The 23,861-nt window shown below is 63.3% G+C and carries 20 protein-coding genes, 1 other RNA gene and 1 pseudogene; 1 reads left to right on the forward strand and 21 read right to left on the reverse strand.

Going from position 1 to position 23,861, the window contains the following annotated elements; all coding sequences use genetic code 11:
* Positions 1-150: 150 nt before the first annotated feature.
* From lpxC to mraZ, 17 genes and pseudogenes are all read right to left on the reverse strand, one after another.
* Positions 151-1,086, reverse strand: coding sequence for a UDP-3-O-acyl-N-acetylglucosamine deacetylase (gene lpxC / locus RPG13_RS24460; RefSeq protein WP_095483341.1), 936 nt, complete (start codon positions 1,084-1,086; stop codon positions 151-153).
* A 284-nt stretch (positions 1,087-1,370) separates the two neighbouring features.
* Positions 1,371-3,023 (reverse strand): cell division protein FtsZ, encoded by a 1,653-nt coding sequence (gene ftsZ / locus RPG13_RS24465; protein WP_292624794.1) that lies wholly within the window; start codon positions 3,021-3,023, stop codon positions 1,371-1,373.
* Positions 3,024-3,090: 67 nt separating this feature from the next.
* The gene (gene ftsA / locus RPG13_RS24470; RefSeq protein ID WP_095483339.1) at positions 3,091-4,398 is read right to left on the reverse strand and encodes a cell division protein FtsA; all 1,308 of its coding nucleotides are present in this window, start codon (positions 4,396-4,398) and stop codon (positions 3,091-3,093) included.
* Positions 4,395-5,336: a cell division protein FtsQ/DivIB gene (locus RPG13_RS24475; RefSeq protein WP_292624793.1), complete on the reverse strand. Its 942-nt coding sequence runs from the start codon at positions 5,334-5,336 to the stop codon at positions 4,395-4,397. Before RPG13_RS24475 ends, ftsA begins: the two co-directional genes overlap by 4 nt.
* Positions 5,324-6,250: a D-alanine--D-alanine ligase gene (locus RPG13_RS24480; protein WP_127205062.1), complete on the reverse strand. Its 927-nt coding sequence runs from the start codon at positions 6,248-6,250 to the stop codon at positions 5,324-5,326. The genes RPG13_RS24475 and RPG13_RS24480 overlap by 13 nt, the downstream gene beginning before the upstream one ends.
* 300 nt (positions 6,251-6,550) lie before the next feature.
* Entirely contained in the window at positions 6,551-7,516 is a 966-nt protein-coding gene (gene murB / locus RPG13_RS24485; RefSeq protein WP_292624791.1) for a UDP-N-acetylmuramate dehydrogenase, read from the reverse strand.
* Complete coding sequence (gene murC / locus RPG13_RS24490) at positions 7,513-8,919, reverse strand: UDP-N-acetylmuramate--L-alanine ligase (RefSeq protein ID WP_128285671.1); 1,407 nt, start codon at positions 8,917-8,919, stop codon at positions 7,513-7,515. Before murC ends, murB begins: the two co-directional genes overlap by 4 nt.
* A complete protein-coding gene (murG, locus tag RPG13_RS24495; protein ID WP_337126238.1) occupies positions 8,916-10,043 on the reverse strand; it encodes an undecaprenyldiphospho-muramoylpentapeptide beta-N-acetylglucosaminyltransferase in 1,128 nt (375 codons plus the stop codon). The genes murC and murG overlap by 4 nt, the downstream gene beginning before the upstream one ends.
* A gap of 1 nt (position 10,044) precedes the next feature.
* Positions 10,045-11,196 (reverse strand): putative lipid II flippase FtsW, encoded by a 1,152-nt coding sequence (gene ftsW, locus RPG13_RS24500; RefSeq protein ID WP_127206669.1) that lies wholly within the window; start codon positions 11,194-11,196, stop codon positions 10,045-10,047.
* A complete protein-coding gene (gene murD, locus RPG13_RS24505; protein WP_127206668.1) occupies positions 11,196-12,599 on the reverse strand; it encodes a UDP-N-acetylmuramoyl-L-alanine--D-glutamate ligase in 1,404 nt (467 codons plus the stop codon). Before murD ends, ftsW begins: the two co-directional genes overlap by 1 nt.
* A gap of 8 nt (positions 12,600-12,607) precedes the next feature.
* A pseudogene (mraY, locus tag RPG13_RS24510) lies at positions 12,608-13,689 on the reverse strand (phospho-N-acetylmuramoyl-pentapeptide-transferase).
* A gap of 24 nt (positions 13,690-13,713) precedes the next feature.
* Complete coding sequence (locus tag RPG13_RS24515; protein WP_128243168.1) at positions 13,714-15,147, reverse strand: UDP-N-acetylmuramoylalanyl-D-glutamyl-2,6-diaminopimelate--D-alanyl-D-alanine ligase; 1,434 nt, start codon at positions 15,145-15,147, stop codon at positions 13,714-13,716.
* Positions 15,144-16,598 carry a UDP-N-acetylmuramoyl-L-alanyl-D-glutamate--2,6-diaminopimelate ligase gene (locus tag RPG13_RS24520; protein WP_292624782.1) on the reverse strand — a complete coding sequence of 485 codons (1,455 nt, stop codon included), beginning with the start codon at positions 16,596-16,598 and terminating at the stop codon, positions 15,144-15,146. Before RPG13_RS24520 ends, RPG13_RS24515 begins: the two co-directional genes overlap by 4 nt.
* A 54-nt stretch (positions 16,599-16,652) precedes the next feature.
* Positions 16,653-18,386 (reverse strand): peptidoglycan D,D-transpeptidase FtsI family protein, encoded by a 1,734-nt coding sequence (locus RPG13_RS24525; protein ID WP_292624780.1) that lies wholly within the window; start codon positions 18,384-18,386, stop codon positions 16,653-16,655.
* Positions 18,383-18,760, reverse strand: a complete 378-nt coding sequence (gene ftsL, locus RPG13_RS24530; protein ID WP_095483327.1) for a cell division protein FtsL — start codon at positions 18,758-18,760, stop codon at positions 18,383-18,385. Before ftsL ends, RPG13_RS24525 begins: the two co-directional genes overlap by 4 nt.
* Positions 18,761-18,764: 4 nt before the next feature.
* Complete coding sequence (rsmH, locus tag RPG13_RS24535) at positions 18,765-19,796, reverse strand: 16S rRNA (cytosine(1402)-N(4))-methyltransferase RsmH (protein ID WP_095483326.1); 1,032 nt, start codon at positions 19,794-19,796, stop codon at positions 18,765-18,767.
* Complete coding sequence (gene mraZ, locus RPG13_RS24540; RefSeq protein ID WP_095483325.1) at positions 19,793-20,251, reverse strand: division/cell wall cluster transcriptional repressor MraZ; 459 nt, start codon at positions 20,249-20,251, stop codon at positions 19,793-19,795. Before mraZ ends, rsmH begins: the two co-directional genes overlap by 4 nt.
* Positions 20,252-20,658: 407 nt before the next feature.
* Between mraZ and RPG13_RS24545 the strand changes: the two genes are divergently transcribed.
* Positions 20,659-21,774 carry a cystathionine gamma-lyase gene (locus RPG13_RS24545; protein WP_337126239.1) on the forward strand — a complete coding sequence of 372 codons (1,116 nt, stop codon included), beginning with the start codon at positions 20,659-20,661 and terminating at the stop codon, positions 21,772-21,774.
* Here the strand turns inward: RPG13_RS24545 and RPG13_RS24550 are convergent.
* The 4 genes from RPG13_RS24550 to RPG13_RS24565 all read right to left on the reverse strand — a co-directional run bounded on the left by RPG13_RS24550 (position 21,764) and on the right by RPG13_RS24565 (position 23,767).
* Positions 21,764-22,069 carry a type II toxin-antitoxin system RelE/ParE family toxin gene (locus RPG13_RS24550; protein WP_337126240.1) on the reverse strand — a complete coding sequence of 102 codons (306 nt, stop codon included), beginning with the start codon at positions 22,067-22,069 and terminating at the stop codon, positions 21,764-21,766. The genes RPG13_RS24545 and RPG13_RS24550 overlap by 11 nt on opposite strands.
* The gene (locus tag RPG13_RS24555) at positions 22,066-22,350 is read right to left on the reverse strand and encodes a type II toxin-antitoxin system ParD family antitoxin (RefSeq protein ID WP_126105879.1); all 285 of its coding nucleotides are present in this window, start codon (positions 22,348-22,350) and stop codon (positions 22,066-22,068) included. The genes RPG13_RS24550 and RPG13_RS24555 overlap by 4 nt, the downstream gene beginning before the upstream one ends.
* A 180-nt stretch (positions 22,351-22,530) precedes the next feature.
* Positions 22,531-22,928: RNase P RNA component class A (gene rnpB / locus RPG13_RS24560), an RNA gene on the reverse strand.
* A gap of 59 nt (positions 22,929-22,987) precedes the next feature.
* Complete coding sequence (locus tag RPG13_RS24565) at positions 22,988-23,767, reverse strand: lytic transglycosylase domain-containing protein (protein ID WP_337126241.1); 780 nt, start codon at positions 23,765-23,767, stop codon at positions 22,988-22,990.
* Positions 23,768-23,861: the final 94 nt, after the last annotated feature.

Genomic DNA, 23,861 nt, shown 5'->3' on the forward strand with positions numbered 1-23,861 from the left:
ATAACCGCCGTGCCCGGCAACGCTATCCCCGGCCAATCGCACATTTTTGTGGCGGCTTGGCACGGCCCGCGCACTTACATGATTTCGCCGGCCAATGATGCATTCATGCAACACAGGCCGGCGGCTATAAAACCCGAAAAACGTTAAGAATCAGATCATCCAGGGCGCGTAAACGGGCGCATAGACGGCGCTCATATCGGCCGCACGACCGCGCTCGCGGCGTGTCGTCTCGACGATCTCGAACGCCGAACGGTCCGATAAAAGGCGGCGCAACGCTGCCGCGTTCAGCCTGTGGCCGCCGCGATACGAACGGAAGCAGCCAATGAACCGGGCGCCGGCCAGCGCCAGATCGCCCATGGCGTCCATCGTCTTGTGGCGCACGAACTCGTTGGGATAGCGCAAGCCTCCCATATTGATCACGCGGTTGTCGTCACCGATCACCAGGGAGTTTTCCAGCGAGGAGCCAAGCGCATAGCCGGCTGCCCACAGCCGCTCGACATCCTTCATGAAACCAAAGGTGCGGGCCCGCGCGATATCGCGGCGAAAAATGTCGGCGTTCATGTCGGATGCGAAGAGCTGACGGCCGATCGCCGGGCTTTCGAAATCGATCTCGATCTCGAAGCGCGTGCCGTCATAAGGCCTGAACTCCGCCCAAGAGGCACCGTTCTCGATGCGAACCGGCTTGACGACACGGATATAGCGGCGCTTGACCGGCAGCGTGTCGATGCCCGCCTGGTCGATTGCCTCCACGAACGCCATGGCGCTGCCGTCAAGGATCGGAACCTCGCGGCCATCGATCTCGATGACGACATTATCGATGCCGAGCCCGAAAAGCGTGGCCATCAGATGTTCGACGGTGGCGATATGCTCACCTGCCGGGTCGCCGAGCATCGTGCAGAGATCGGTGGCGCCGACTTCGGAAACGAGCGCACGGAACTCACGGCCCTCGCTTCCATTCGAAAGCTGGAACACGACACCCGTATCGGCGTCCGCCGGCAGGAAATGAACGGTAACGGAATTGCCGCTGTGAACGCCGGTACCCGTCAGCGTCGCACGCGATTTAAGTGTCGTCTGATAGTCGTGCAAAACAAACCCCTTAGCCCACACTGCCTACGTCCGCTTCATTAGCCCGAGGGCGCGGCTCTTTTATCGGCAGGCAGGGCATTCCCCCGAATCCCGGCAAACCGACATTGCTCGGGGCGAAGATAGTGGTCCGGCAAGAAGTCTCCAAATCACGGTTTCTTACTCACTGTAACCGCGAGCCGAAGCGGATCTGGTCTCGTAACGCCCTGTTTTGCAACTGCTTTTAACGTTAACAGGCAAACGATCTCTTGTCTGCCTGTTAACAATTATTACGGACCGTTAACAGGTCAATTGGCCTGGCGGCGCAGGAATGCTGGAATCTCCAGCTGATCGTCTTCCTGGACAGCCCTGCTCTGCGGCGTCAGCCGGCCTTGGTCGTCCAACTGGCCGCGACGCGGCGCGTAAAGCTGCGGATCCTGGCTGGCAAGGCGGCGCACTTCGGGTGCCGCCTGGCGCAGTTTCGGCTCGCGCGGCTGCGCCGGCTGCAGTCGTGCAGGCTCCTCTTCGCGGCGGGTAAGGCCGTTCGTCAGGCGCTTGAGCAGTCCCATCGGTCCGCTGTTCTCATGGTCGGCCGGGCGGCCCTTGGCTTCCACTTCGGCTTTCACCACCGGCGGGAAATCCTCGACGCGCGGCATGCGCTGGGGTGCTGCGGCTACCGGTTGAAGCATCTCGCGCTGTGGCGCAGGCTGCATCACTTGCTGAACCATTGGCTGCGGCTGAGCCGGCGGCGCCTGGAAGATCTTGCTCTGCGGGCGGAAATCTTCCGCCTGGGCAGCCGGCGCGGGACGCGCCATCGCCGCGGCATTCGCCTCGGCAAGCTGGATCGCCTCAGCTACAGGATCGGCGGCGCGTGGCTCGTAGCCTCCTTGCTGGACAGGCGCCGGACGGCTTTCCGTGACCGGAGCGGCCGGGCGGCTGACCGGCTTTGGCGGAGCCGTGCGGATGGCGATCGGCGCGGCGGCGATGTCAGCCGCCGATTTGTCGATGCCGGTAGCAACCACCGAGACGCGGATAACGCCTTCGAGATCCTCGTCGAACGTCGCACCCAGGATGATGTTGGCTTCCTGGTCGACCTCCTCGCGAATGCGGGTCGCCGCCTCGTCGACTTCGAACAGGGTCAGGTCGCGGCCGCCGGTGATCGAGATCAACAGGCCCTTGGCGCCCTTCATCGAAGTCTCGTCGAGCAGCGGGTTGGCGATCGCGGCTTCGGCGGCGGCCATGGCGCGGCCCTCGCCGGAAGCTTCGCCCGTCCCCATCATCGCCTTGCCCATCTCGCGCATGACCGAGCGGACGTCGGCGAAGTCGAGATTGATCAGCCCTTCCTTGACCATTAGGTCGGTGATGCAGGCGACGCCGGAATAGAGCACCTGGTCGGCCATGGCGAAAGCGTCGGCGAAGGTCGTCTTGTCATTGGCCAGCCGGAACAGGTTCTGGTTGGGGATGACGATCAGGGTGTCGACGCATTTCTGCAATTCCTCGATGCCCAGATCCGCCGTCTTCATGCGGCGCTGCCCTTCGAAATGGAACGGCTTGGTGACGACGCCGACGGTGAGAATCCCCTTCTCACGGGCAGCGCGTGCAACGACCGGCGCGGCCCCCGTGCCGGTGCCACCGCCCATGCCGGCCGTGACGAAGCACATATGGGTGTTGGAGAGATGATCGATGATCTCGTCGATGCATTCCTCCGCCGCCGCGCGGCCGACTTCCGGTTGCGATCCCGCACCCAGGCCCTCGGTGACATGCGCGCCGAGCTGGATCAGGCGATCCGCCTTGGACATGGTCAGCGCCTGTGCGTCGGTATTGGCCACCACGAACTCGACGCCGCGCAAGCCGGCGGTGATCATGTTGTTGACGGCATTGCCGCCGCCGCCGCCGACACCGAACACGGTGATACGCGGCTTGAGCTCGGTGATGTCCGGCTTCTGCAGATTGATGGTCATTGTCTCCGTCCTTTGCCTTTCCCGCCGCTTCGCCGCCGCGGCCGCCTATGGGGCTGTCCCCGTCAATTTAAAAACTGTCTCTCAACCACTGACTCATTCGATGCAGTTTTCCGCCCGTTCCGGTCATCCTGAGACCAGAAATTCCTTTCGCCGGATGGCTCTCGAAATTCGCCATCTGCGGATAGATCAGAAGCCCGACCGGCGTCGAGAAAGCCGGTCCCTTGGCCGCCTCGGGCAGCCCCGCCACGCCGAGCGGACGGCCAATGCGCACATTGCGTCCGAGAATGCGGCGCGCCGCCTCGGGCAGGCCGGAAAGCTGGCTGGCACCGCCGGTCAGCACGACGCGCTTGCCGACGGCATTGCCGTAGCCGGATCTGTTCAGCCGATCACGCAACAGTTCGAGCGTCTCGTCGATGCGCGCCCGGATGATGCGTGTCATCACCGAACGCGGTATCTGCAGCGGCATCTCGCCATCCTCGCCGATCGGCTGTATCGAGACCAGATCGCGGTCGTCGGCACTGCCGGGCAGCGCCGAGCCATGCATCACTTTCAGCCTCTCAGCGGCGTCGAGCGAGGTCGACAGGCCCTTGGCCATGTCCAGTGTGACGTGGTTGCCGCCGATGGCGATGGCGTCGCCATGGACGAACTTGCCTTCCGAAAACACCGAGATCGTCGTGGTGCCGCCACCCATGTCAATGCAGGCTGCGCCCATTTCGAGTTCGTCGTCGACCAGTGCGGCAAGCCCGCTGGCATAGGGCGTCGCCACCATGCGCTCGACCGACAGGTGCGAACGGTTGATGCAAAGCTCCAGATTGCGCAAGGGCGCCGCGTCACCCGTCAGCACATGCATGTCGACGCCGAGCTGGTCGCCAACCATGCCGCGCGGATCACGCACGCCGCGCTCGGCATCCAGTGAAAAGCCGACGGGAAGCGAATGGATCACCTCGCGCTCGGCCCGCAGCGCCTGCTTGGCGCCGGCGGCAAGCACGCGCTTGATGTCGGCCTCGTCGGCCTCATGGCCACCGAGGTTGATGGTTGCCGAGAAGCTCTCGCTCTTCAGCCGGCCGGCCGTCATGTTGACGATCAGTGAATCGACGGTCAGGCCGGCCATGCGCTCGGCGGCGTCGACGGCGAGGCGGATGGCATGCTCGGCCCTGTCGAGATCGATGACGACGCCCGACTTCACACCTTGCGATTTCTGGTGGCCGATGCCGATCACCTGGATGCGATGCGAGCGCCCGCGCAGCAGATTGCCGTCCTCGCGTGGCTTGAGCTTGGCCACCACGCAGCAGACCTTGCTCGAGCCGACATCCAGCACCGTCATGATGCCGGATCGGCGCGACGAGGCATCGCTGTTGCCGCCAAGCCAGCTCATATTTTCGTCTCCGCCTTGCGCTTCGGCATTTTCGGCTTCTCGTTGAGCGCGGCCTGGCGCTGCGTCGCCGCCTCCGGCGTCAGCTGGACGACGAGGCGATCGGAAAGGCGCATGTCGACGGCGGCGATGTCGCGCGTCAGCAGCCCGTTCTCGTGGTCCATCCTGACCAGATCGGCGATCGCCTGGTCCTCGCCATCCTCGGGAAGCTTGACCGTGATGCCGTTCTCCAGCTTCAGGTCCCAACGCCGTTCGCCGATGCGAATATAGCCTTTGACCCGCGCAGCAAGCTCTGGATATTTCTTGACCCTGCCCAGGAAATCCGGTGCCTTGGCCGGCGCGCCAGTGCCGACGATCAGCGGGAGCAGCGCCTGCTTGCCGCCGGAGAATGGCGCGATCACGGCGCCGGACCGCTCGATCACGGAAAGCTCGCTGCCCTGCTGCCAGAGCGCGAAAGGCTCTCGCTCCTCGATGCGCACCTCCAGCGTGTGCGGATAGACCTTGCGCACCGCCGCAACCTCGACCCAGGGCAGCGTGGCTATGCGCTCCCGCGCGGCTTCGACATCGAAGCCGATCAGCGACGTCCAGCCATCGAGCTGCATCCTGTCGAGAATATCGATCTCGGAGGTTGCGCGGTTGCCAACGACCTTGATCTGGTCGACGGCAAACCCGGTGCGGGCGGTGATGCCCTGGACGATGCCGTCGACATGTCCTCCGAGATAGGCGCCATAGGCACTGCCCGATACGAGCAGCGCCGCCGACAGGATGGCCGCGGAAAACGGCGGCACCTCGAAGTCGTCCTCGCCCAGACGCGCCAGCACGCGCGCCGGCCGGCGAAGCAGACGCGGCAGCACGAAATGGTCGAACGACAACGACACACCGAACAGCGTCGGCCCGGCCGCGCCCTTCCCCTTGCCCTGTCCCCACCTCAACGCAGACACGAAGCGTCCTCCACCATCCAACTCAACAAATCCCCGAACGAGTGTCCCGCCTGCGCAGCGATTTCAGGCACCAAGGATGTCGGCGTCATGCCCGGCTGAGTGTTGACTTCGAGCCAGACAATTTCGCCGTTCTCGGAGTGTCGATCATCATAACGGAAGTCCGACCGGGAAACGCCCCGGCAGCCAATAGCTTGGTGAGCCTTGAGCGTCAGTGTCTGTATTTTTTGGTAAATATTCGGTGAAATTTTTGCAGGGCATTCGTGTTTTGATCCGCCCGCGACGTATTTTGAATCATAGTCGTAGAAGGAATGGCCGGTCGGAATGATCTCGCAGACACCGAGCGCCACGTCGCCCATCACCGCGCAGGTCAACTCCCGCCCGTGCACATAGCGCTCCACCATGACGGTATCGCCATACTTCCAGTCGGACGAACCGATGACCTGCGGCGGATGCGACTGGCCTTCGTGCACGATGACGACGCCGAAGCTCGACCCTTCATTGACCGGCTTGACGACATAGGGCGCCTTCATCGGGTGCTTGTTCTGGATGTCGAAGCGATTGACCACCTTCGATTCGGCAACCGGGATGCCGACAGACTTGGCGATCTTCTTGGCCTGCTCCTTGTTCATCGCCAGCGCCGAAGCGAGCACGCCGGAATGGGTGTAGGGAATGGCAAGATATTCGAGGATGCCCTGGATGGTGCCGTCCTCGCCGAAAGGGCCGTGCAGCGCATTGAAGGCAACATCAGGCTTGAGCTCGGCCAGCACCGATCCGACATCGCGCGAGACGTCGACGCGAGTGACCTGGTAGCCTTCCTTCTCGAGCGCATCGGCACAGGCATTCCCCGAAGACAGAGACACGGGCCGCTCGGACGAGAATCCACCCAGAAGGACGGCCACGTGCTTGCTTTTCATTTCCCGTCATTCCCTCTCACGGCGGGCCCTCTCACGGCGGGTCTGCATCTCACACGACCCGGAAAGGGCCACACACTCAAACGCTCGGAGCAGTCTCTGCTCCCATGATTTTCGCAACATCGCTTCCAGAGTCTCCCGTAGGTTGCCCCCGGACGGAAAACGCTGGTAACGCGTCGAAACGACTCAAATCAGGAAACGCTTCAGGGCAGAGAATCAGAGAGTTGATTCGCTGGCAAGTCCTTACGATTCCGAGAGATTCACTTTCCGCAAAAACGGCAACGAAAACTGTGTTGTGAGTCTTTACAGCAACTGTCCCAGGAACTCCTGGACCTCGTGCCCCGGCCGGAAATTGCCGATGCGCTTGATTTCCCAATGCAGCCGGATGCCCGAGTTTTCGAGCACACGCGTGCGCACCGTCTCGCCAAGATATTCGAGGTCGTAGCCGGTCGCGGTTCCCGTGTTGATCATGAAGTTGCAATGCATCGGCGACATCTGCGCGCCGCCGATCATCAGTCCCCGACACCCCGCCCTGTCGATCTCCTTCCAAGCCGAGGTGCCCTCCGGATTCTTGAAGGTCGAGCCGCCGGTCTTTTCGCGGATCGGCTGCACGGTCTCGCGATGGTGCTGGACAGCATCCATCGCCGCCTTGATCGCGGCCTTGTCTTCCAAAACGCCTTCGAGCACGGCCGATGTGAAGATCAGCCCGGCGGGTGCTGCCGAATGGCGATAGGCGTAGCCCATATCGGCGTTGCTCAGCGTATGCACATTACCCTTGCGGTCGAGCGCCCGCACCTCGACGACGCGCTCGCGCGTCTCGGCGCCATTGGCGCCGGCGTTCATCCTCAGCGCGCCGCCAATGGCGCCCGGAATGCCGTGGTAAAAATCAAAGCCGCCGATACCGGCCTGGTAGGCAACGGCCGCAACGCGCTTGTCGGGCGTGGCAGCCCCCGCCTTGATCGTGGTCGGCGCAATCACTTCGGCTTCGCCAAAGCCCTTGGCCGAAAGCCGGATGACGAAGCCCGCAATGCCGCCGTCGCGGACAAGCAGGTTCGAGCCGACGCCGACGATGGTCAGCGGTATCTCTTCGGGCACCGCTCTAAGGAACGCGGCGAGATCGTCCTCGTCGGCCGGCTGGAACAGTGCGTCGGCAAGTCCGCCGGCGCGAAACCAGGTGATCTTGTCCATCTCGGCATTGGGCGTGATGCGGCCGCGCAGGCCGGCAAGCCGGCCGCCAAGCTTGTCGATCAATGCCTGGCCGCGCATCATGAGGCGGTACCGCCGAGTTCCTTGGGCAGCGCGTAAGCCCACTGCGTGATGTTGCCGGCGCCGAGGAAGACGATGAAATCGCCCGGTTTCGCCAGGTCGCGGACAACAGGTGCAATCGCCGCCGGCCCTTCGATGTAGCGCGCGTCGCGATGGCCGCCGGCGCGAATGCGCGACACCAATGCGTCGGACGTCACCCCGTCGATCGGCTCTTCGCCTGCCGCGTAGACCGGCGCCACCATCACTGTGTCGGCATCGTTGAAGCAGACGGAAAACTCGTCGAACAGATCATGCAGCCGGGTAAAGCGGTGCGGCTGCGCAATGGCGATGACGCGGCCCTTAGTAGCATCGCGCGCCGCCTTCAGAACCGCCGTGATCTCGACCGGATGGTGGCCGTAATCGTCGAATATTTCGACGCCGTTCCACGAACCGGTTCGGGTGAAGCGCCGCTTGACGCCGGCGAAGGACGACAGGCCCTTCCTGATTGCCTCGGCCGAAAGCCCGAGCTCATGCGCGACGGCGATCGCCGCGGTCGCATTAGAGACATTGTGACGGCCGGGCATCGGCAGGCGCAGGCCCGATATCGTCGACTGGCCGCGGGTCTTGCGGTCGCGGATCACCACGTCGAATTCCGAGGTCGGGCCGTCCATCCGGTGATTGGTGAAACGCACATCGGCCTGCGCATTCTCGCCATAGGTGATGACGCGCCGGTCCTCGATGCGGCTGACCAGCGCCTGCACCTCCGGATGGTCGGTGCACATGACGCCGAAGCCGTAAAACGGCACGTTCTCGACGAACTGGCGAAAGGCTTCGCGCACCTTGTCGAAGGAGCCGTAATGGTCGAGATGCTCGGGATCAATGTTGGTGACGACGGCAATCTCGGCCGGCAGCTTCAGGAACGTGCCGTCGCTCTCGTCGGCCTCGACCACCATCCATTCGCCGTCGCCCATGCGGGCGTTGGTGCCATAGGCATTGATGATGCCGCCATTGATCACGGTCGGATCGAGCCCGCCGGCTTCGAGCAGCGTCGCCACCATAGAGGTCGTCGTCGTCTTGCCATGCGTGCCGCCGATGGCCACCGCCTGCCGAAAGCGCATCAGTTCGGCAAGCATCTCGGCGCGACGGACGACGGGAAGCAGTTTCTCCCGCGCGGCCTTCAGCTCCGGATTGGATTTCTTGATCGCCGTCGAGACGACAACCACTTCGGCATCGCCGACATTATCGGCGTGATGGCCGACAAAGCACTCGATGCCCTTGTCGCGCAGCCGCTGCACATTGGCGCTGTCGGCCTGGTCGGACCCTTGCACCTTGTAGCCGAGATTGTGCAGCACCTCGGCGATGCCGCTCATGCCGATACCGCCAATGCCGATGAAATGCACAAGGCCGATCGTCTGCGGCATCTTCATGCGTGCGTCTCCTTCCTGAATTCCGATACGCTTTTCTTCGACGCAATAGCCTCTGTCAGATCGGCGAGCAACCGTGCCGCGTCCGGTTTTCCGGCCGATTTCGCCGCCGCGGCCATTGTGGTCAGCCGATCCGGATTGTCCATCAGGGTACCAATCAGCGCGGCAATGCGCTCGGACGAAAGCGTGGATTGCGGATGCACTTCGCCTCCGCCTGCCGCGGCCAATGCCGCGGCATTGGCCGCCTGGTCGTGGTCGAGCGCGTGCGGATAAGGCACCAGCAGCGCCGGACGGCCGATCACCGCGATTTCCGAAACGGTCGATGCACCGGACCGCGACATCACCAGATGCGCCGCAGCGATGCGCGCCGCCATGTCGGCGAAGAAAGGCGACACCTCAGCCTCGACGCCAAGGGCGGCATAGGCCGCCTTCACCCGCTCGACATCGTCGGCGCGGGCCTGCTGCGTGATATCAAGCCGCTTGCGTTGTGCATCGGAAAGCAGTCCGACCGCCGCCGGCATTGCATCGGAAAAGAACTGTGCGCCCTGGCTGCCGCCGAACACCAGAAACCGGAAGCGCTGGTTTCCGGTCGAGATCGTGTAAGGCGTCTTTGCCGCCTCCAGCACTTGCGGCCTGACCGGATTGCCCGTCGTCACCGTCTTGGCGCCTGCAGCGCTTGAATCTTCCGGCAAAAACCCGCCGGCGATGGCATCGACGCGGCCGGCCAGCGCCCGGTTGGCGCGCCCCATCACCGCGTTCTGCTCGTGGATCAACGTCGGCACCTTGCGCCGCGTCGCCGCATAGAGCGGCGGCAGCGTCGGATAGCCGCCGAAACCGACTACGACGGCGGGCTTGATCCGGCCGATCACGGCGGATGCCTGCCGCACGCCACCCCAGATTTTCCAGAAGGCGGCGAGCACGGCAAAAGGATTTTTCGAGCCGATGGTTGCCGACTGGATCGGATGGATGCCTGCGGCCCGAAACTGACCGGCAAAACGCTCGGCGCGGTCATCGGTCGCGAGATGCACCGTCCAGCCGCGCCTGATCAGCTCGTGCGCCAGCGCCTCGGCCGGGAAGAGATGCCCGCCCGTGCCGCCGGCCGCCAGTAGGATAACGCCCCTCGACATTTCACTCCGCCGGCATGGCGCGCTGCGACGGTGCGAAGCCCAACTGCTTGCGCTTTTCCGGCCGCTTGCGGGTCAGCGCCAGCACCATGCCCATCGAGATTGCGATGGCGATCTGCGAGGAGCCGCCATAGGAGATAAACGGCAAGGTCATGCCCTTGGCAGGCATCAGCTGCAAATTGACGGCCATGTTGATAACCGACTGCAGGCCGAAAACCGTGACCAGGCCGCCAACCGCATAGCGTGTGAAATCGTCCTGCTCCTTGAGCGCGGTGCTGAGCCCGCGCAGCACGATGAAGGCGAAGATGGTCATGATGAAGAAGCACATGATCAGTCCGAACTCCTCGCCGGCCACCGAGAAGACGAAATCGGCATGGCTGTCGGGTATGACCCGCTTGACGGTGCCCTCACCCGGCCCGACGCCGAACCAGCCGCCATTGATCAGCGCATCGCGGCCCATGTCGACCTGGAACGTGTCGCCCTCGCCGGTCATGAAACGGTCGATGCGGCCGGCGACATGCGGGAACACCGTGTAGGCAGCGAACACGCCGCTGATGCCGGCGGCGCCCAGGGCGATGATCCACAGCCACGGCAACCCGGCCATAAAGAACATCACCCCCCAGGTGCCGAGCACCAGCATGGTCTGGCCGAAATCAGGCTGCGCCACCAGCAGCGAGATGACGAGGGCTAGCAGCAGCATGGCGAACAGATTGCCGGGAATATCGGGCTGACGCTTGTGTTCGGCAAACAGCCAGGCGCAGATGACGACGAACGCCGGCTTGAGGAATTCCGACGGCTGGATCGACAGGCCGGCAAGCGACACCCAGCGCCGCGCCCCCTTCACCTCGACGCCGATGTAGAGCACCGCCACCATCAGGAACAGCGTGGCGCACAGCATCACCAGCGCCATGCGTCTGATCTGCCGCGATTCCAGGAAGGAGACGGCCAGCATCACGCCAAGTGCGGGAATGGTGAAGATGATCTGACGTGTGGCGAAGTGGAAACTGTCGAGGCCGATGCGTTGGGCCACTGCCGGGCTTGCCGCGAAGGACAGCACGATGCCGAGCCCCATCAGCGACAGGAACGCAGCCAGGAACCAGCGATCGATCGTCCACCACCAGGTGGCAACCGGGCTTTTGTCGAGACGACTTTGCATTACCGTGTCCCTCCGATGAGCTTCACGCCATCAATAGTGCTCGCAGCTTGCCTGAAGGCTTCGCCACGCACTTCGAAATTCTTGAACTGGTCGAAACTGGCGCAGGCCGGCGAAAGCAGCACCACCACCTCGCCGTTGTCATCATCCCTGGCCGCGTCGCTTGCGGCATGCTCGACTGCCGCGGCCAGCGTGCCTGAAATTTCGTAGGGCACCGCCTCGCCGAGCGTCGCCGAGAAGGCCGGTGCGGCCTCGCCAATCAGATAGGCCTTGGCGATGCGCGGAAAGAGGCCCCGCAACGGCTCGATGCCACCCTCCTTCGGCAACCCGCCGGCGATCCAGTAGATGCGCGGAAAGCTGGACAGTGCGGGCGCTGCCGCATCGGCATTGGTCGCCTTGGAATCGTTGATGAACAGCACATGGTCCTTGCGGCCGACCTGCTCCATGCGGTGCGCTAGCCCAGGAAAGCTTTCCAGCCCCGACTGGATCTCGCCCAGATCGAGCCCGACCTTGAGGCAGGCGGCGACGGCGGCCAGCGCATTCTGCGCATTGTGCTGGCCGCGCAACGAGCCGATGCCTTCGAGAAAGGCAACGCGGCTATACCGGCCATGCACCGCTTCCATCAGATCGGTGCCGTCGGCGAAATAGCCGTCGGTCAGTGGCAGGCGCTTGGAAATGCGGATGACGTGCCGGCCTGCCCGCTCCAGCCGGTCAGCGAGCTGGGCGCACCAGGAATCATCGACACCGACGATGGCCGTTTCGCTGCCGGCCGCCAGCCGCTCCTTGATCGCGGCGTAGTGCTGCATCGTGCCATGACGATCGAGATGATCGGGCGTCAGGTTGAGCAGGACGCCGGCGGTCGGATTGATCGAGGGCGCCAGGTCTATCTGGTAGGACGAGCATTCCACGACATAGTGCCGCCCGGGCTCCGGCGGATCGAGCGTCATCACCGCACGGCCGATATTGCCGCCCATCTGCGTGTCGCGTCCGGCCGATTTCAGGATATGCGCCGTCAGCGCCGTGGTCGTCGATTTGCCGTTGGTGCCGGTGATGGCGATGAACGGCGCTGCCGGCGCAAGCAACGTCCGCTCGCGGCAGAACAGCTCGATGTCGCCAATGATCTCGACGCCCGAAGCGCGCGCGAGCTCTACTGTCCAGTGCGGCTTCGGATGCGTCAGCGGCACGCCGGGCGACAGCACGAAGGCTGAGAACTTCGCCCAGTCGGCGCCGCGCAGGTCGCCGGTCGCAATACCGACGGCCGCGGCATTGGCGACGCTGCCGGGATTGTCGTCCCAGGCCAGCACGTCCGCTCCGCCCTCGATCAGCGCGCGCGCCGTGGCGATCCCCGAGCCGCCGAGCCCGAAGAGCGAAACGCGCTTGCCTGCGAAGGATACGGCGGGGATCACGCGGCCTCCTATCTAAGCTTCAGGGTCGACAGGCCGACCAGTGCCAGGATGACGGCGATGATCCAGAAGCGGATCACCACCTGGCTTTCGGTCCAGCCGAGCTTTTCGAAATGATGATGGATCGGTGCCATCAGGAACACGCGCTTGCCAGTCATCTTGAAGTAGCCGACCTGGATGATGACCGACAGGATCTCGACGACGAACAGGCCGCCGACGATGACCAGCACGATCTCGTGCTTGGTGGCAACCGCGACCGTGCCGATCAGGCGCCCAGGGCCAGCGAGCCAGTATCGCCCATGAAGATCGCCGCCGGCGGTGCGTTGAACCACAGGAAGCCGAGGCCGGCGCCGATCACCGCGCCGAGGACCACCGCCAATTCGCCGGTGCCGGGCACGAAATGGATCTGCAGATATTCGGCGAACACCGCGTTACCGGACAGATATGCGATGACGCCGAAGGACGCCGCCGCGATCATGATCGGCACGATCGCCAGCCCGTCGAGGCCATCGGTCAGGTTCACCGCATTGCCGGCGCCGACGATGACGAAGCACGAGAACGGGATGAAGAACCAGCCGAGATTGACGAGAAACTCCTTGGCGAAAGGAAAAGTCAGCGACGACGAGAACGGCGCCTGGCCGTTATGCATGATCACCCAGGCGGCGATGCCGGCGATGACGAATTCAAGCGCCAGCCGCGCCTTGCCGGAAAAGCCGAGATGCGATTGCTTCGTCACCTTGAGATAATCATCGTAGAAGCCGATCGAGCCGAACCCCAGGGTCACCAGCAGCACCACCCAGACATAGATGCTGGACAGGTTCGCCCACAAAAGCGACGAGCCGATGATGCCGCACAGGATCATCAGCCCGCCCATGGTCGGCGTGCCGGCTTTCTTGAAATGCGTCTGCGGCCCGTCGGCGCGGATCGGCTGGCCCTTGCCCTGCCGCAGCCTCAGCGAATTGATGATAGCTGGCCCGAAGATGAAGACGATCAGCGCCGCTGTGATCAGCGCGCCACCGGTGCGGAAAGTTATGTAGCGGAAGACGTTGAAGACCGAGATCTTGTCCGCGAATTCGACGAGCAGTGTGAACATGCGATTCGGCCCCCGGACCTGGCTCTAGGTCTGTTTGGTGGTTGCGGCTACAGCCGGAAATCTGCCGAGCAATGCGTCGACCAGCTTGGAAAACCCGATGCCTTTCGACGATTTGATCATCACCACGTCGCCAGGCTTCAGGGCCGACAGAAGGACCAGTTTCAGATCCTCGGCGCCGGCGCGATACTCCGTCTTGATCTCACCGGGCAGGATATCGGCCAGCGCCCGCATTTCCTGGCCGGCGAGAAAGACCGTGCGCGTTTCGGTGCCGACGATGAGATCGGCAAGGGCTGCGTGAAGCTTCGCCGAGTGGTCGCCGAGCTCGAGCATGTCGCCGAGCACCGCGATGCGCCTGCCTTCGCCGGACACCGGCGTCGCGTTGAGCAGCGCCATTGCAGCGCTCATCGACGCCGGATTGGCGTTGTAGCTCTCGTCGATCAACGTGATCGAACCCCTGGGGTGGCGCAACACATGGCGCTTGCCGCGTCCACGTTCGGCCGAAAGATCGGCCAGCGCCAGCGCCACCCTGGCGATGTCGGCGCCGACCAGATGCGCGGCGCCCAGCACTGCCAGCACATTTTGCACCATGTGGCGGCCCGGCGCGCCTACCCTGGCGGTGATTTCCTGTCCGCCGATCTTGGCGGCGATCACCGAATGATCGGCATGCAGCGCGCATTTGAGCAGTTTGAAGGTCGCGCGGGCATTCTCGCCAAACCCGTAAATGTGCTCGACGCCGGCGGCTCTCGCCATCTTGTCCAGAAGCTTCCAACGCGGGTCGTCGCGGTTGAGAAGAACGGCGCCGTCCGGTTCCAGCCCCTCGAAAATCTCGGCCTTGGCCTTGGCGATCTCGTCCAGATTGCGGAAGAAGCCGAGATGAGCCGCCGCGATCAGCGTGATGATGGCGACATGCGGCCGGACCATCTTGACCAGCGGCCGGATCTCGTCGGGATGGTTCATGCCGATCTCGAACACCGCAAAGTCGCAATCTGCCGGCATCCGCGCCAGCGTCAGCGGCACACCCCAGTGGTTGTTGAAAGACTGGGGCGATGCGTGCACCTTGCCGACCGCGGACAACACATGGCGCAGCGCTTCCTTGGTGGTGGTCTTGCCCGCCGAACCGGTTACCGCGATGATCTTGGCGCTGGACCGCGCGCGTGCGGCCAGCCCTAGCTTTTCCAGTGCGGCCAGCACGTCCTGCACGACGATCATCGGCGCCGTCAGCCGTCCGAGCGACGGCAGCTTGCCCTCGGCGACGACCAGCACGCCGGCGCCGGCCTTGATGGCGGCGGTCGCGAAATCATGGCCGTCCATCGCCTCGCCCTTGATGGCGAAGAAAGCATCGCCCGGCTCAAGGCTGCGGCTGTCGATCGAGATGCCGCTAATACCTTCCGGCATCGGCCCGAGCGGTCGTCCGCCCATGGCGGCGACGAGATCCTCGGAGGTCCACAGGAAGCTCATGCGACGCGCTCCTGGAGCGCGGAGCGGACTTCCTCATGGTCGGAAAAATGCAGCGTCTCGGCGCCGACGGTCTGGCCTTCCTCATGCCCCTTGCCAGCCACGATCAGCGTGTCGCCGGCATGGAGCATGGCGACTGCCTCGTGGATCGCCTTGCGCCGATCGCCGATCTCTATGGCCCCGGGTGCGGCGGCAAGGATCGCGGCGCGGATCGTTTCGGGCACTTCCGAGCGCGGATTGTCGTCGGTGACGATAACGACATCGGCGAGCCGCGTCGCGATCTCGCCCATGATCGGACGCTTGCCCCGGTCGCGGTCGCCGCCACAGCCGAACACGACGATGACGCGACCGGTGGTGAACGGCCGTACCGAAGCCAACACGTTTTCCAGCGCGTCCGGCTTGTGCGCATAATCGACATAGACCGGCGCACCGTTGACAGTGGTGCCGACAAGGTCCAGCCGACCCGGCGCGCCCTTCAATTTCTCCAACGCCATCAGGGCTTTGGCGGCAGGCGTTCCAGTAGATATGGCGAGGCCCGCCGAAACCAGCGCATTGGCTATCTGGAAATCCCCGGCCAGCGGAAGGTCGACCTCGTGGAGAACGCCATCGACCTCGACCTCGGCACGCTGGCGGTGGCGCTCGTGCTCGACCCGCTTCAGTCTCAGGAACTCGCCATGACGGCCAACCGTCAGCACATTCAATCCCGCCGCTCTCGCCGCCTGGATCGTCGGCTCTGACCATGGATCGTCGGCAAAGATGACGGCCGGCGCGCCCTTCGGCAGCAGCGTGTCGAACAGGCGCAGCTTGGCGCGATGATAGTCCTCGACCGTCGGATGGTAGTCCATGTGGTCGCGACCGAGATTGGTGAAACCGCCGGCTGCAAGCTTCACACCGTCGAGCCGGCGCTGGTCGAGGCCGTGGCTGGAGGCTTCCATCGATGCGTGGGTGACGCCGGCATCCGCCAGTTCCGCCAGCAGCCTGTGCAGATCTACCGGGTCGGGGGTGGTCAGCGAGCCATATTCGTTGCGGCCCGGCGCCACCACGCCGGTCGTGCCGATTGAAGCGGCAGCGAAGCCCGACTGCTCCCATATCTGCCTGGTGAAAGCCGCAACCGATGTCTTGCCGCTGGTGCCGGTCACCGCGACCATGGTTTGCGGCTGCCTGCCGAAGTAGCGGGCGGCACTCAGCGCCAGCGCAAGGCGCGGATCGTCGACGGCAAGAACGGGCACCGGCAGTCCGGCGACGCGACCGCCCTTGCCGGCCACGATCGCTGCTGCGCCGCGTTTGGCGGCATCGGCGGCATAGGCGGCGCCATCCGCCTTGGTACCGGTGAGCGCGAAAAAGACCACGCCCGGTCTTACCTGGCGGGAATCCGACGAAATCCCGGTAACCTCCGTATCGAAGGAAGCTGTCCCCTCGACAGGCAGGATACCGGCTAGATCTTTCAGCTTCATCGAACCCCGTTCATCGCAACAAAATAGCGCGCAGTTGCCGGCGCGCCCTAAGAATCACTGATAGGAAACCAGCGTTGCGCCATTTTCATGGCTGAAATCTGGCTTCACGCCAAGCATGGAAGCCGAACGTCGGATGATGTTTGCAGCCATGGCGCCTGCATTCGAGGCGGCCGTCGCACCCATGCCGGGCTTTTCCGGCTTCGGTTCGTCGGCGATCGTGAGCACGATGTATTGCGGATCGTCCATCGGGAAAGCCGCAACGAAGGCGTTGAAATTCTTGTCCTTTGAGTAGCGGCCGTTGACAACCTTCTCGGCCGTTCCCGTCTTGCCGCCGACGCGATAACCTGGAACCCTGGCGTTCCTGCCTGACCCTTTCTCGGCGTTCAGTGCGTAGAGATAGCGCATGCTCTCGGATGTCTTGTCGCTGACCACTTTCTTGGCCACCGACATCGCCTGTTCCTGGGTGCGCGTCAGGAAGGTCGGATCGATCAGATAGCCGCCATTCATCAGCGCGGCGCAGCCGACCGCCGTCTGCAGCGGCGTCGTCGACACACCGTGACCGAAGGCGATCGTGATCGAATGGACCTGCTTCCAGACTTTGGGCTCGGTCGGGCGGGCAACCTCCGGTAGTTCCGTCTGCATCTTCTCGAGGATCCCCAGGCGATGCAGGAATTCGCGGTGCCCCTCAATGCCAACCGCTTCGGCTTCCTTGGCCGAACCGATGTTGGACGAGTAGATGAACACTTCGGGCACCGACAGGACCCGGGCCTTGCCATGAAAATCATGGATGGTCTGACGGCCGATCCTGATCGGACGCGAAGCGTCGAAACGGCTTTCCAGCGTCACTTTGCCGGAATCGAGCGCCATGGCGGTGGTAAAGCTCTTCAAGGTCGAGCCCATTTCGTAGAGGCCGGCCGACATGCGGTTCAAGCGGTCCTTTTCCTGCGCATTGTAGGGGTTGTTCGGATCGAAATCCGGAACCGAGGCCATCGCCATCACTTCGCCGGTCTTGATGTTGAGAACGACAGCGCCCGCCGCGATTGCGCGGTATTTCTCCATGCCTGTGGCGACCTCGTCTCGCACGATATGCTGGACGCGCAGGTCGATCGAGAGCCGCACCGGCTTCAGATCCTTGGCCACCGCAAGTCCCGACGCTTGAAGGTCGCTCAGTCCCTGTTCGTCGATGTATTTCTCCATGCCGGAGATGCCCTGGTTGTCGATGTTGGTGAGGCCGACAATGTAGGAAGAGGTTTCGCCGGCCGGATAGAAACGGCGCTTTTCGGTGCGGAAGCCGAAGCCGGGAATACCGAGTTGCATGATATCCGATTGCTGCTTGGGCGTCAGTTGCCGCTGCAGCCAGACGAAGCCGGCGCCGCTCTTCAGCTTATGGTAGGTCTGCTCGTAATCGATTTCGGGAAGCACCGTCGCCAGCTTTTCGATCGCCTCGTCGGCGTCGACGATGCGGCGTGGCTCGGCAAACAGCGATGCCGTCTTGATGTCCGTCGCCAGCACCTCGCCGTTGCGGTCGACAATGTCGGGCCGAGACGCCGTCACCCGGCTCTGCGGGCCGCCGGACAGGTCGGGATTCTGAAAACCCAGATAGACCAGCCGCCCGGTGATGGTCGAATAGATGCCGAAGAACACCGCCATCGTCATCACAATGCGGGTCCTGCCCTTGCCGCCGGTCGCCTTGCGGGCGCCTTCGACCACAATCGATCCGTCCTCCAACTTGGCGCCGCTCTTCAGCAGTCTGGCAACCCTGGCGATCAATGGAACCCTCGGAATCATTGGACGATGCCTCCGGTGACCACAGGGTCCTTGCCGCCACTATCGGCCATGCCGCCCAACGGCTGGGACGAAAGGTCCTCGATTGTGACGGGTTTTGCCGGCAGATCGTCCAGCCCGATGATCTGGCGGGCGCTGACCGGCTCGAGCTCGAGTTGCGATTTATAGATGTCGGCCAGCTTTTGCAGGCGCGACGGCTGGGTAAGCAGGCTCCAGTCCGCCTTGAGCAGGTCGATCGTATCCTCCTCGTAGCGGATCTGCGCTTGGATCTTGTGCACCGCCGCCAATTGTTCCTCGGCTTCGCGCTTGGTCTTGTAGGTCAGGGCCGCAGCCGAAACCATGACGGCGATCAGGACTATGTCGCTGGTACGAAACACGTGCTCACCTCTCTCCCGGCCGGTCGGCACCGGGAAGTTTTGGGTCAGGAAGTTTTGGAAGCCCGAAAATCGAAACGTCGCCGGCGCGCGCCGGTGCGTCGGTGCGGGCAGCAGCGCGCAGCCTAGCCGAGCGCGCGCGCGGATTGGCTGATATCTCGGCCTCATCCGGCGTCACGCCGCTACCCACCTTTTTGAAGGTGGCGGTGCGCGCTTGCGCCTCGGGCAGGTGCCGCGATCCGGTCGCCGCATCAGCGCGATCGGCGATGAAACGCTTGACGATGCGGTCTTCCAGGGAGTGGAACGTCACCACGGCCAGCCGTCCGCCCGGTTTCAGCACGCGTTCAGCCGCAAACAGCGCCTTGGCCAGTTCGCCGAGTTCGTCATTGACGAAAATGCGTAGCGCCTGGAAGACGCGGGTTGCTGGATGGATCTTGTCCTTCGGCGCGCGGCCGATATGCGTCTCGATCGCGTCGGCAAGGTCGAGCGTGCGCTCGAACGGATGTTTTTCGCGACGGTTTTCGATCATCCGGGCGATGCGGCCGGCATGGCGCTCTTCGCCAAGAAACCCGAAGATGCGGGCAAGGTCGCCCACCTTGAAGCTGTTGACGACATCGGCGGCGCTCAGGCCAGCCTGCGCCATGCGCATGTCGAGCGGTCCGTCGGCGCGGAACGAAAAACCGCGCTCCGCCTGGTCGATCTGCATCGAGGAGATGCCGATGTCGAGCACGACGCCGTCAGCGCTTTCCAGATGCTCGTCCAATGTCGAGAACGGCGCCTGAACCAGTCTGAGCTTGCCGCCCGATTGTTGTTCGAGGACACGACCCGCAGCGATCGCATCCGGATCGCGGTCTATGGCGACGACCGAGGCGCCGCTCGCAAGAATTGCTTTGGTGTAGCCGCCGGCGCCGAATGTGCCGTCGACGATCACCTCGCCCGCTGCAGGCGAAAGCGCCTTCAGCACCTCGGCAAGGAGGACCGGAATGTGACGAGCCGGTCCGCCAGCGGCGTGAGGGTCGTCGCCGTAGCCCGCCATCATTCCGGTCGCTCCCCAGGCTTCGTCCCCTGCCGAAGCTGCAAAAGCCGGGCGCGTGCTTCCGTCCCATAGGCGGTGAGCCGTCCAGGCTCCCAGATCTGAAAGAAATTGCCGCGACCGACAAACGCCGCTTCCGCGGAAATGCCCGTGTGCTCGCGGATGAAATCGGTCATCGAGATGCGGCCGTCCTGATCCAGCTTGAGAAAGGTTCCATCGCCATGGCAGAAGAACGACATGTCGTCCGCCGTCTGCAGGAAGGGGTCTTCCTGCGCGATGCGCTGCTCGTAACGGTCGAGCAGGTCGAGGCCGCCGACATCCATCGCCGGACGATCCAGGCAGCGCAACGCGTAGAGTTCCGAATAGCCGCGCTTCTGCACAACCGCACGGAAATGCGCTGGAACGGACACCCGCCCCTTCGCATCGATCCTGTTCACCGCGCTTGACAGAAACCGGTCCATTACGCGTTACGGCCGCTTGCGCCGCCGCACCCCTCTGCATCTTGCCGTCCGCGCCGCCCCGGCGCGGTCCCTGCCCAAAACTCACTTCGTTCTGAAAGGCGAAAGCAGGCAAACGCGCAGCCGCCGCGGCTGCCCGATTGGCGTACGCTTCACCCTGACGCGGAACGAAGGCTTGAATATCGAAATGGGATATCATGGGGCGTTATGGGCGTCAACGGGAATAGGCTTCACAAACGCGCGCGCCACAACCGATGAGAGCAGCTTTGACGGCACTCCCGTCTTTATGCTCCATTAAGCCTAACGAAGCGTTTAGAGCCGCTTGGCCTAACCGGAGTCGGCTTGCCGCGGGTCGCTGCCACGCATAGCGTCGGCCCGTCCTTTCCCGGTCAGAAACAAGGTTGAAATCCATGTCCGAAACAGCCAAGTTCCGCGCGGCCGCACTTCCCCATCTGCGTCGCGGCAGGCTTGCCAAGGGCGCCCCAATCCCTTTGCCCCTGACTATGGCGGCCATTTTCCACGCGCCCGGCGACGCCACCGGCTTCGATCAATATGGCCGCTTCAGCAATCCGACCTGGGACGCGGTCGAACACATGCTGGCGCATCTGGAAGACGCGCCGTGTGTTGCCTTCCCCTCGGGAATGGCTGCAATCTCGGCGGTGTTTTTTGGGTTGCTCAAATCCGGCGACCGTATCCTGCTGCCGTCGGACGGCTATCACACCACCAGAGCGCTGGCGGAGCGCTTCCTGAAATCTTTCGGCGTCGCCCACGATGTCCGGCCGACATCGACCTTCCTCGACGGCGGCTTCGATGGATATCGACTGGCCTTCGTCGAAACTCCCGCCAACCCGGGACTGGATATCTGCGACATTACGGCTGTCGCCGAAGCGGCGCACAAAGCGGGCGCGATCCTGGTGGTCGACAACACGACGATGACGCCCTTCGGCCAACGACCGCTCGATCTCGGCGCCGACATCGTTGTTGCCGCCGACACCAAGGCACCCAATGGCCATTCCGACGTGCTGTTCGGCCATGTCGCCAGCCGCAATGCGGATATCATTGCTGCCGTCACTGACTGGCGCGAAACATCAGGCGCCATTCCCGGGCCGTTCGAGGCATGGCTGGTGCATCGCGGCCTGGAAACGCTCGACGTGCGTTTCGACCGCATGTGCTCTTCCGCGGAAGTGCTGGCGCGGCGGCTGAAGGACCATCCTGCGATCAGCGGCTTGCGCTTCCCGGGGCTTAAAAGCGATCCGTCGCACAATCTTGGCCACGCCCAGATGGAGCGCTTCGGCTTTCTCATCTCATTCGTGCTCGCCTCGGAGGACAAGGCCGAGGATTTCATCAACAACTGCGCATTGATGCAGGCGGCGACGTCGTTCGGAGGCGTGCACACTTCGGCGGAACGGCGAGCGAAAAGAGGAGACGCTGTTCCGCCCGGCTTCGTTCGCCTGTCGGTCGGCTGCGAACCGGTGGAAGAGCTTTGGCAGGCGATCGAGGCGTCGTTGGACGGCATCAGCGGCTGAAGATCACGAGCCGACGTCGTCGGCCTCGATATTGCGCCGGCCATGCAGCACGCGCAGGATTTAGACTGAATCCTCGCCGACACGGTACAAGGTGAGATATTCGCCGACGACTAGATGGCGAATGCCGGGCGCAATGTCTTCGCGCGGCGCCTGAGAAAGGATGCAGGGTCAGCAAATCCCAACGCCTCTCCAAGGTGTCCACGAGGCGGACCGCCGCATTAGGATTGTGTTCGGCAATGTAGTCGCCGATAAGTTCGAGGTCGATCAATGCCTGAGGAAGCAGGCGGTATTTCACTCCTCAAGGCCCTTGGCCTCGGCTATTTTCAGATATTTGGCGCGCAATCGTTCCATGATTGGCGGCCCGTCCAGCGCCGGTCCGCTGTCGATCCCTTCCTGCACCAGCTTGCGCAACTCCTCGACAGTATAGCCGTGCAAGGCGCGCCGGTCCTTCCATTGCCTGAGCGCGTCACGGATCACCTCGCTCGCCGAAGCGTACTCGCCGGCGGCGACCACGTCGTCGACCGCCGCCGCCAGTTCCGGCGAAAGCGTGATGCTGCGTTTATCGACCTGACCCATGATGCGCTCCTGATATTGCCCGTATATATGGTACGATTTAATCGCACCAACTTCAAGAAACGCTTGTTCCTGGCACAGGCCCCGCAAGCTGATTCAGTCAATGAAGCGCCTGAACCAGCAGGCGCGCCCGAAGGCGCAACCTGCTGATATCAGGGAATTTCCTTGTAGAATCTAGAAGAAATTGCCAGCTGGCCTGTAAGCCGGGTTCTGTATGGCCCTCGCCCCTTGCGGGACGAGAACGTGGCGGCCATTCATCTTGGGCGCATGTTGCCATGCGCCTCACGCAACCTACCCGGACGGTGAGCCGGAAACAGCCCTCGAGGGTTTCCCCTCGCACCGCCCCTATTCGGTCTTGCTCCCGGTGGGGTTTACCGTGCCGCTCCTGTTGCCAGTCGCGCGGTGGGCTCTTACCCCACCCTTTCACCCTTACCACGACGGATCGTGGCGGTTTGCTTTCTGTGGCACTTTCCCTAGGGTCGCCCCCGCCGGCCATTAACCGGCACCGTGTCTCCATGGAGCCCGGACTTTCCTCACCCGCAGCCTTTCGGCTTCGCGGGTGCGGCCGCCCGGCCAGCTGGCAAGGCGTATAAAGGGGTTCACGTCCGAAAACGCAAACAAAAAAGCAGGTTGTGACTTATTACGCCGGCGCCCCAAGCGCGGCCAACTGCACCTTTACCTTGCCGCAATAGGCCGCGGATATCGGGTTCATCCGCTTGGCGCCATGCCCGGCATTATACTTCAGGATCGTGCCGCAGGTCGTGCCGCCGCCGAGGTTCCGCGCCATGGCGAGATATTTCATGCCGTATTTGATGTTGGTCTCGGGATCGTAGAGACCCTTGATCGAGCCGCTGTAACCCATCATCCGCGCCGTCGACGGCTTGATCTGCATCAGGCCGATCTCACCGGCGCTGCCGACCTGGTTCGGCTGAAAGCTGCTCTCGATCATGATGACGGCCTTGGCGAGCGAGACCGGCACACCGTTGCTGGCGGCATGACGCTCGATGATCGTAGAATACTGGTCATTGCCGCCAGCGGCCGCCGCCTTCGGCGCCGTCGCCCGACTTTTCCGGCCGATCGACGCCGTCGTCGCCTGGTCGATGCGGGTCCTGTTGCGCTTCACATGCCGCTTGGAGACTGCCTTTTTTGCAGAGGTTGGCTTTTTCACTTTTACCCCAGCTTTTTCCGCCTTTGCGGGTGCTGGTTTTTTCACCTTTACCGCAGCAGCTTTTACCGCCTTTGCGGAGACCGTCCTTTTTTCCTTCGCAGCTTGGCCGGCTTTCGGCGTGGCGATTTTGTCGGACGCAATAATGAAACCCTGGTCGGCTCGCTGGCTCAGTGGCGCGCCATTGGCCGCACCGATGGCAAAAGTCATTACGCCGGCAGCAACAGCTGCCGTTAAAACGGTCAATTTCTGCATGGGATCCTGTTCTGTCTGAACCGCGCGAAGAACTTCACGCAGGTACGCTAAATCAACATCGGAACATATGGGGGGCTGTAGGTCCGACAACTTG

This window comes from Mesorhizobium sp. ISC15 (assembly GCF_037162615.1).
Taxonomy (GTDB): Bacteria; Pseudomonadota; Alphaproteobacteria; order Rhizobiales; family Rhizobiaceae; genus Mesorhizobium; species Mesorhizobium mediterraneum.

Coding starts and splice junctions, on each gene's coding strand:
- murG (WP_337126238.1), bottom strand. CDS start 10,043: ATGTCGAGGGGCGTTATCCTACTGGCGGCCGGCGGCACGGGCGGGCAT.
- RPG13_RS24525 (WP_292624780.1), bottom strand. CDS start 18,386: ATGATTCCGAGGGTTCCATTGATCGCCAGGGTTGCCAGACTGCTGAAG.
- murB (WP_292624791.1), bottom strand. CDS start 7,516: ATGATGCGCGGCCAGGCATTGATCGACAAGCTTGGCGGCCGGCTTGCC.
- ftsA (WP_095483339.1), bottom strand. CDS start 4,398: ATGAGCTGGCTTGGCGGCAACAGCGATGCCTCGTCGCGCCGATCCGGC.
- RPG13_RS24515 (WP_128243168.1), bottom strand. CDS start 15,147: ATGAGCTTCCTGTGGACCTCCGAGGATCTCGTCGCCGCCATGGGCGGA.
- ftsW (WP_127206669.1), bottom strand. CDS start 11,196: ATGCAAAGTCGTCTCGACAAAAGCCCGGTTGCCACCTGGTGGTGGACG.
- RPG13_RS24555 (WP_126105879.1), bottom strand. CDS start 22,350: ATGGGTCAGGTCGATAAACGCAGCATCACGCTTTCGCCGGAACTGGCG.
- RPG13_RS24520 (WP_292624782.1), bottom strand. CDS start 16,598: ATGAAGCTGAAAGATCTAGCCGGTATCCTGCCTGTCGAGGGGACAGCT.
- ftsZ (WP_292624794.1), bottom strand. CDS start 3,023: ATGACCATCAATCTGCAGAAGCCGGACATCACCGAGCTCAAGCCGCGT.
- RPG13_RS24480 (WP_127205062.1), bottom strand. CDS start 6,250: ATGAAAAGCAAGCACGTGGCCGTCCTTCTGGGTGGATTCTCGTCCGAG.
- murC (WP_128285671.1), bottom strand. CDS start 8,919: ATGAAGATGCCGCAGACGATCGGCCTTGTGCATTTCATCGGCATTGGC.
- RPG13_RS24565 (WP_337126241.1), bottom strand. CDS start 23,767: ATGCAGAAATTGACCGTTTTAACGGCAGCTGTTGCTGCCGGCGTAATG.
- mraZ (WP_095483325.1), bottom strand. CDS start 20,251: ATGGACCGGTTTCTGTCAAGCGCGGTGAACAGGATCGATGCGAAGGGG.
- RPG13_RS24545 (WP_337126239.1), top strand. CDS start 20,659: ATGTCCGAAACAGCCAAGTTCCGCGCGGCCGCACTTCCCCATCTGCGT.
- rsmH (WP_095483326.1), bottom strand. CDS start 19,796: ATGATGGCGGGCTACGGCGACGACCCTCACGCCGCTGGCGGACCGGCT.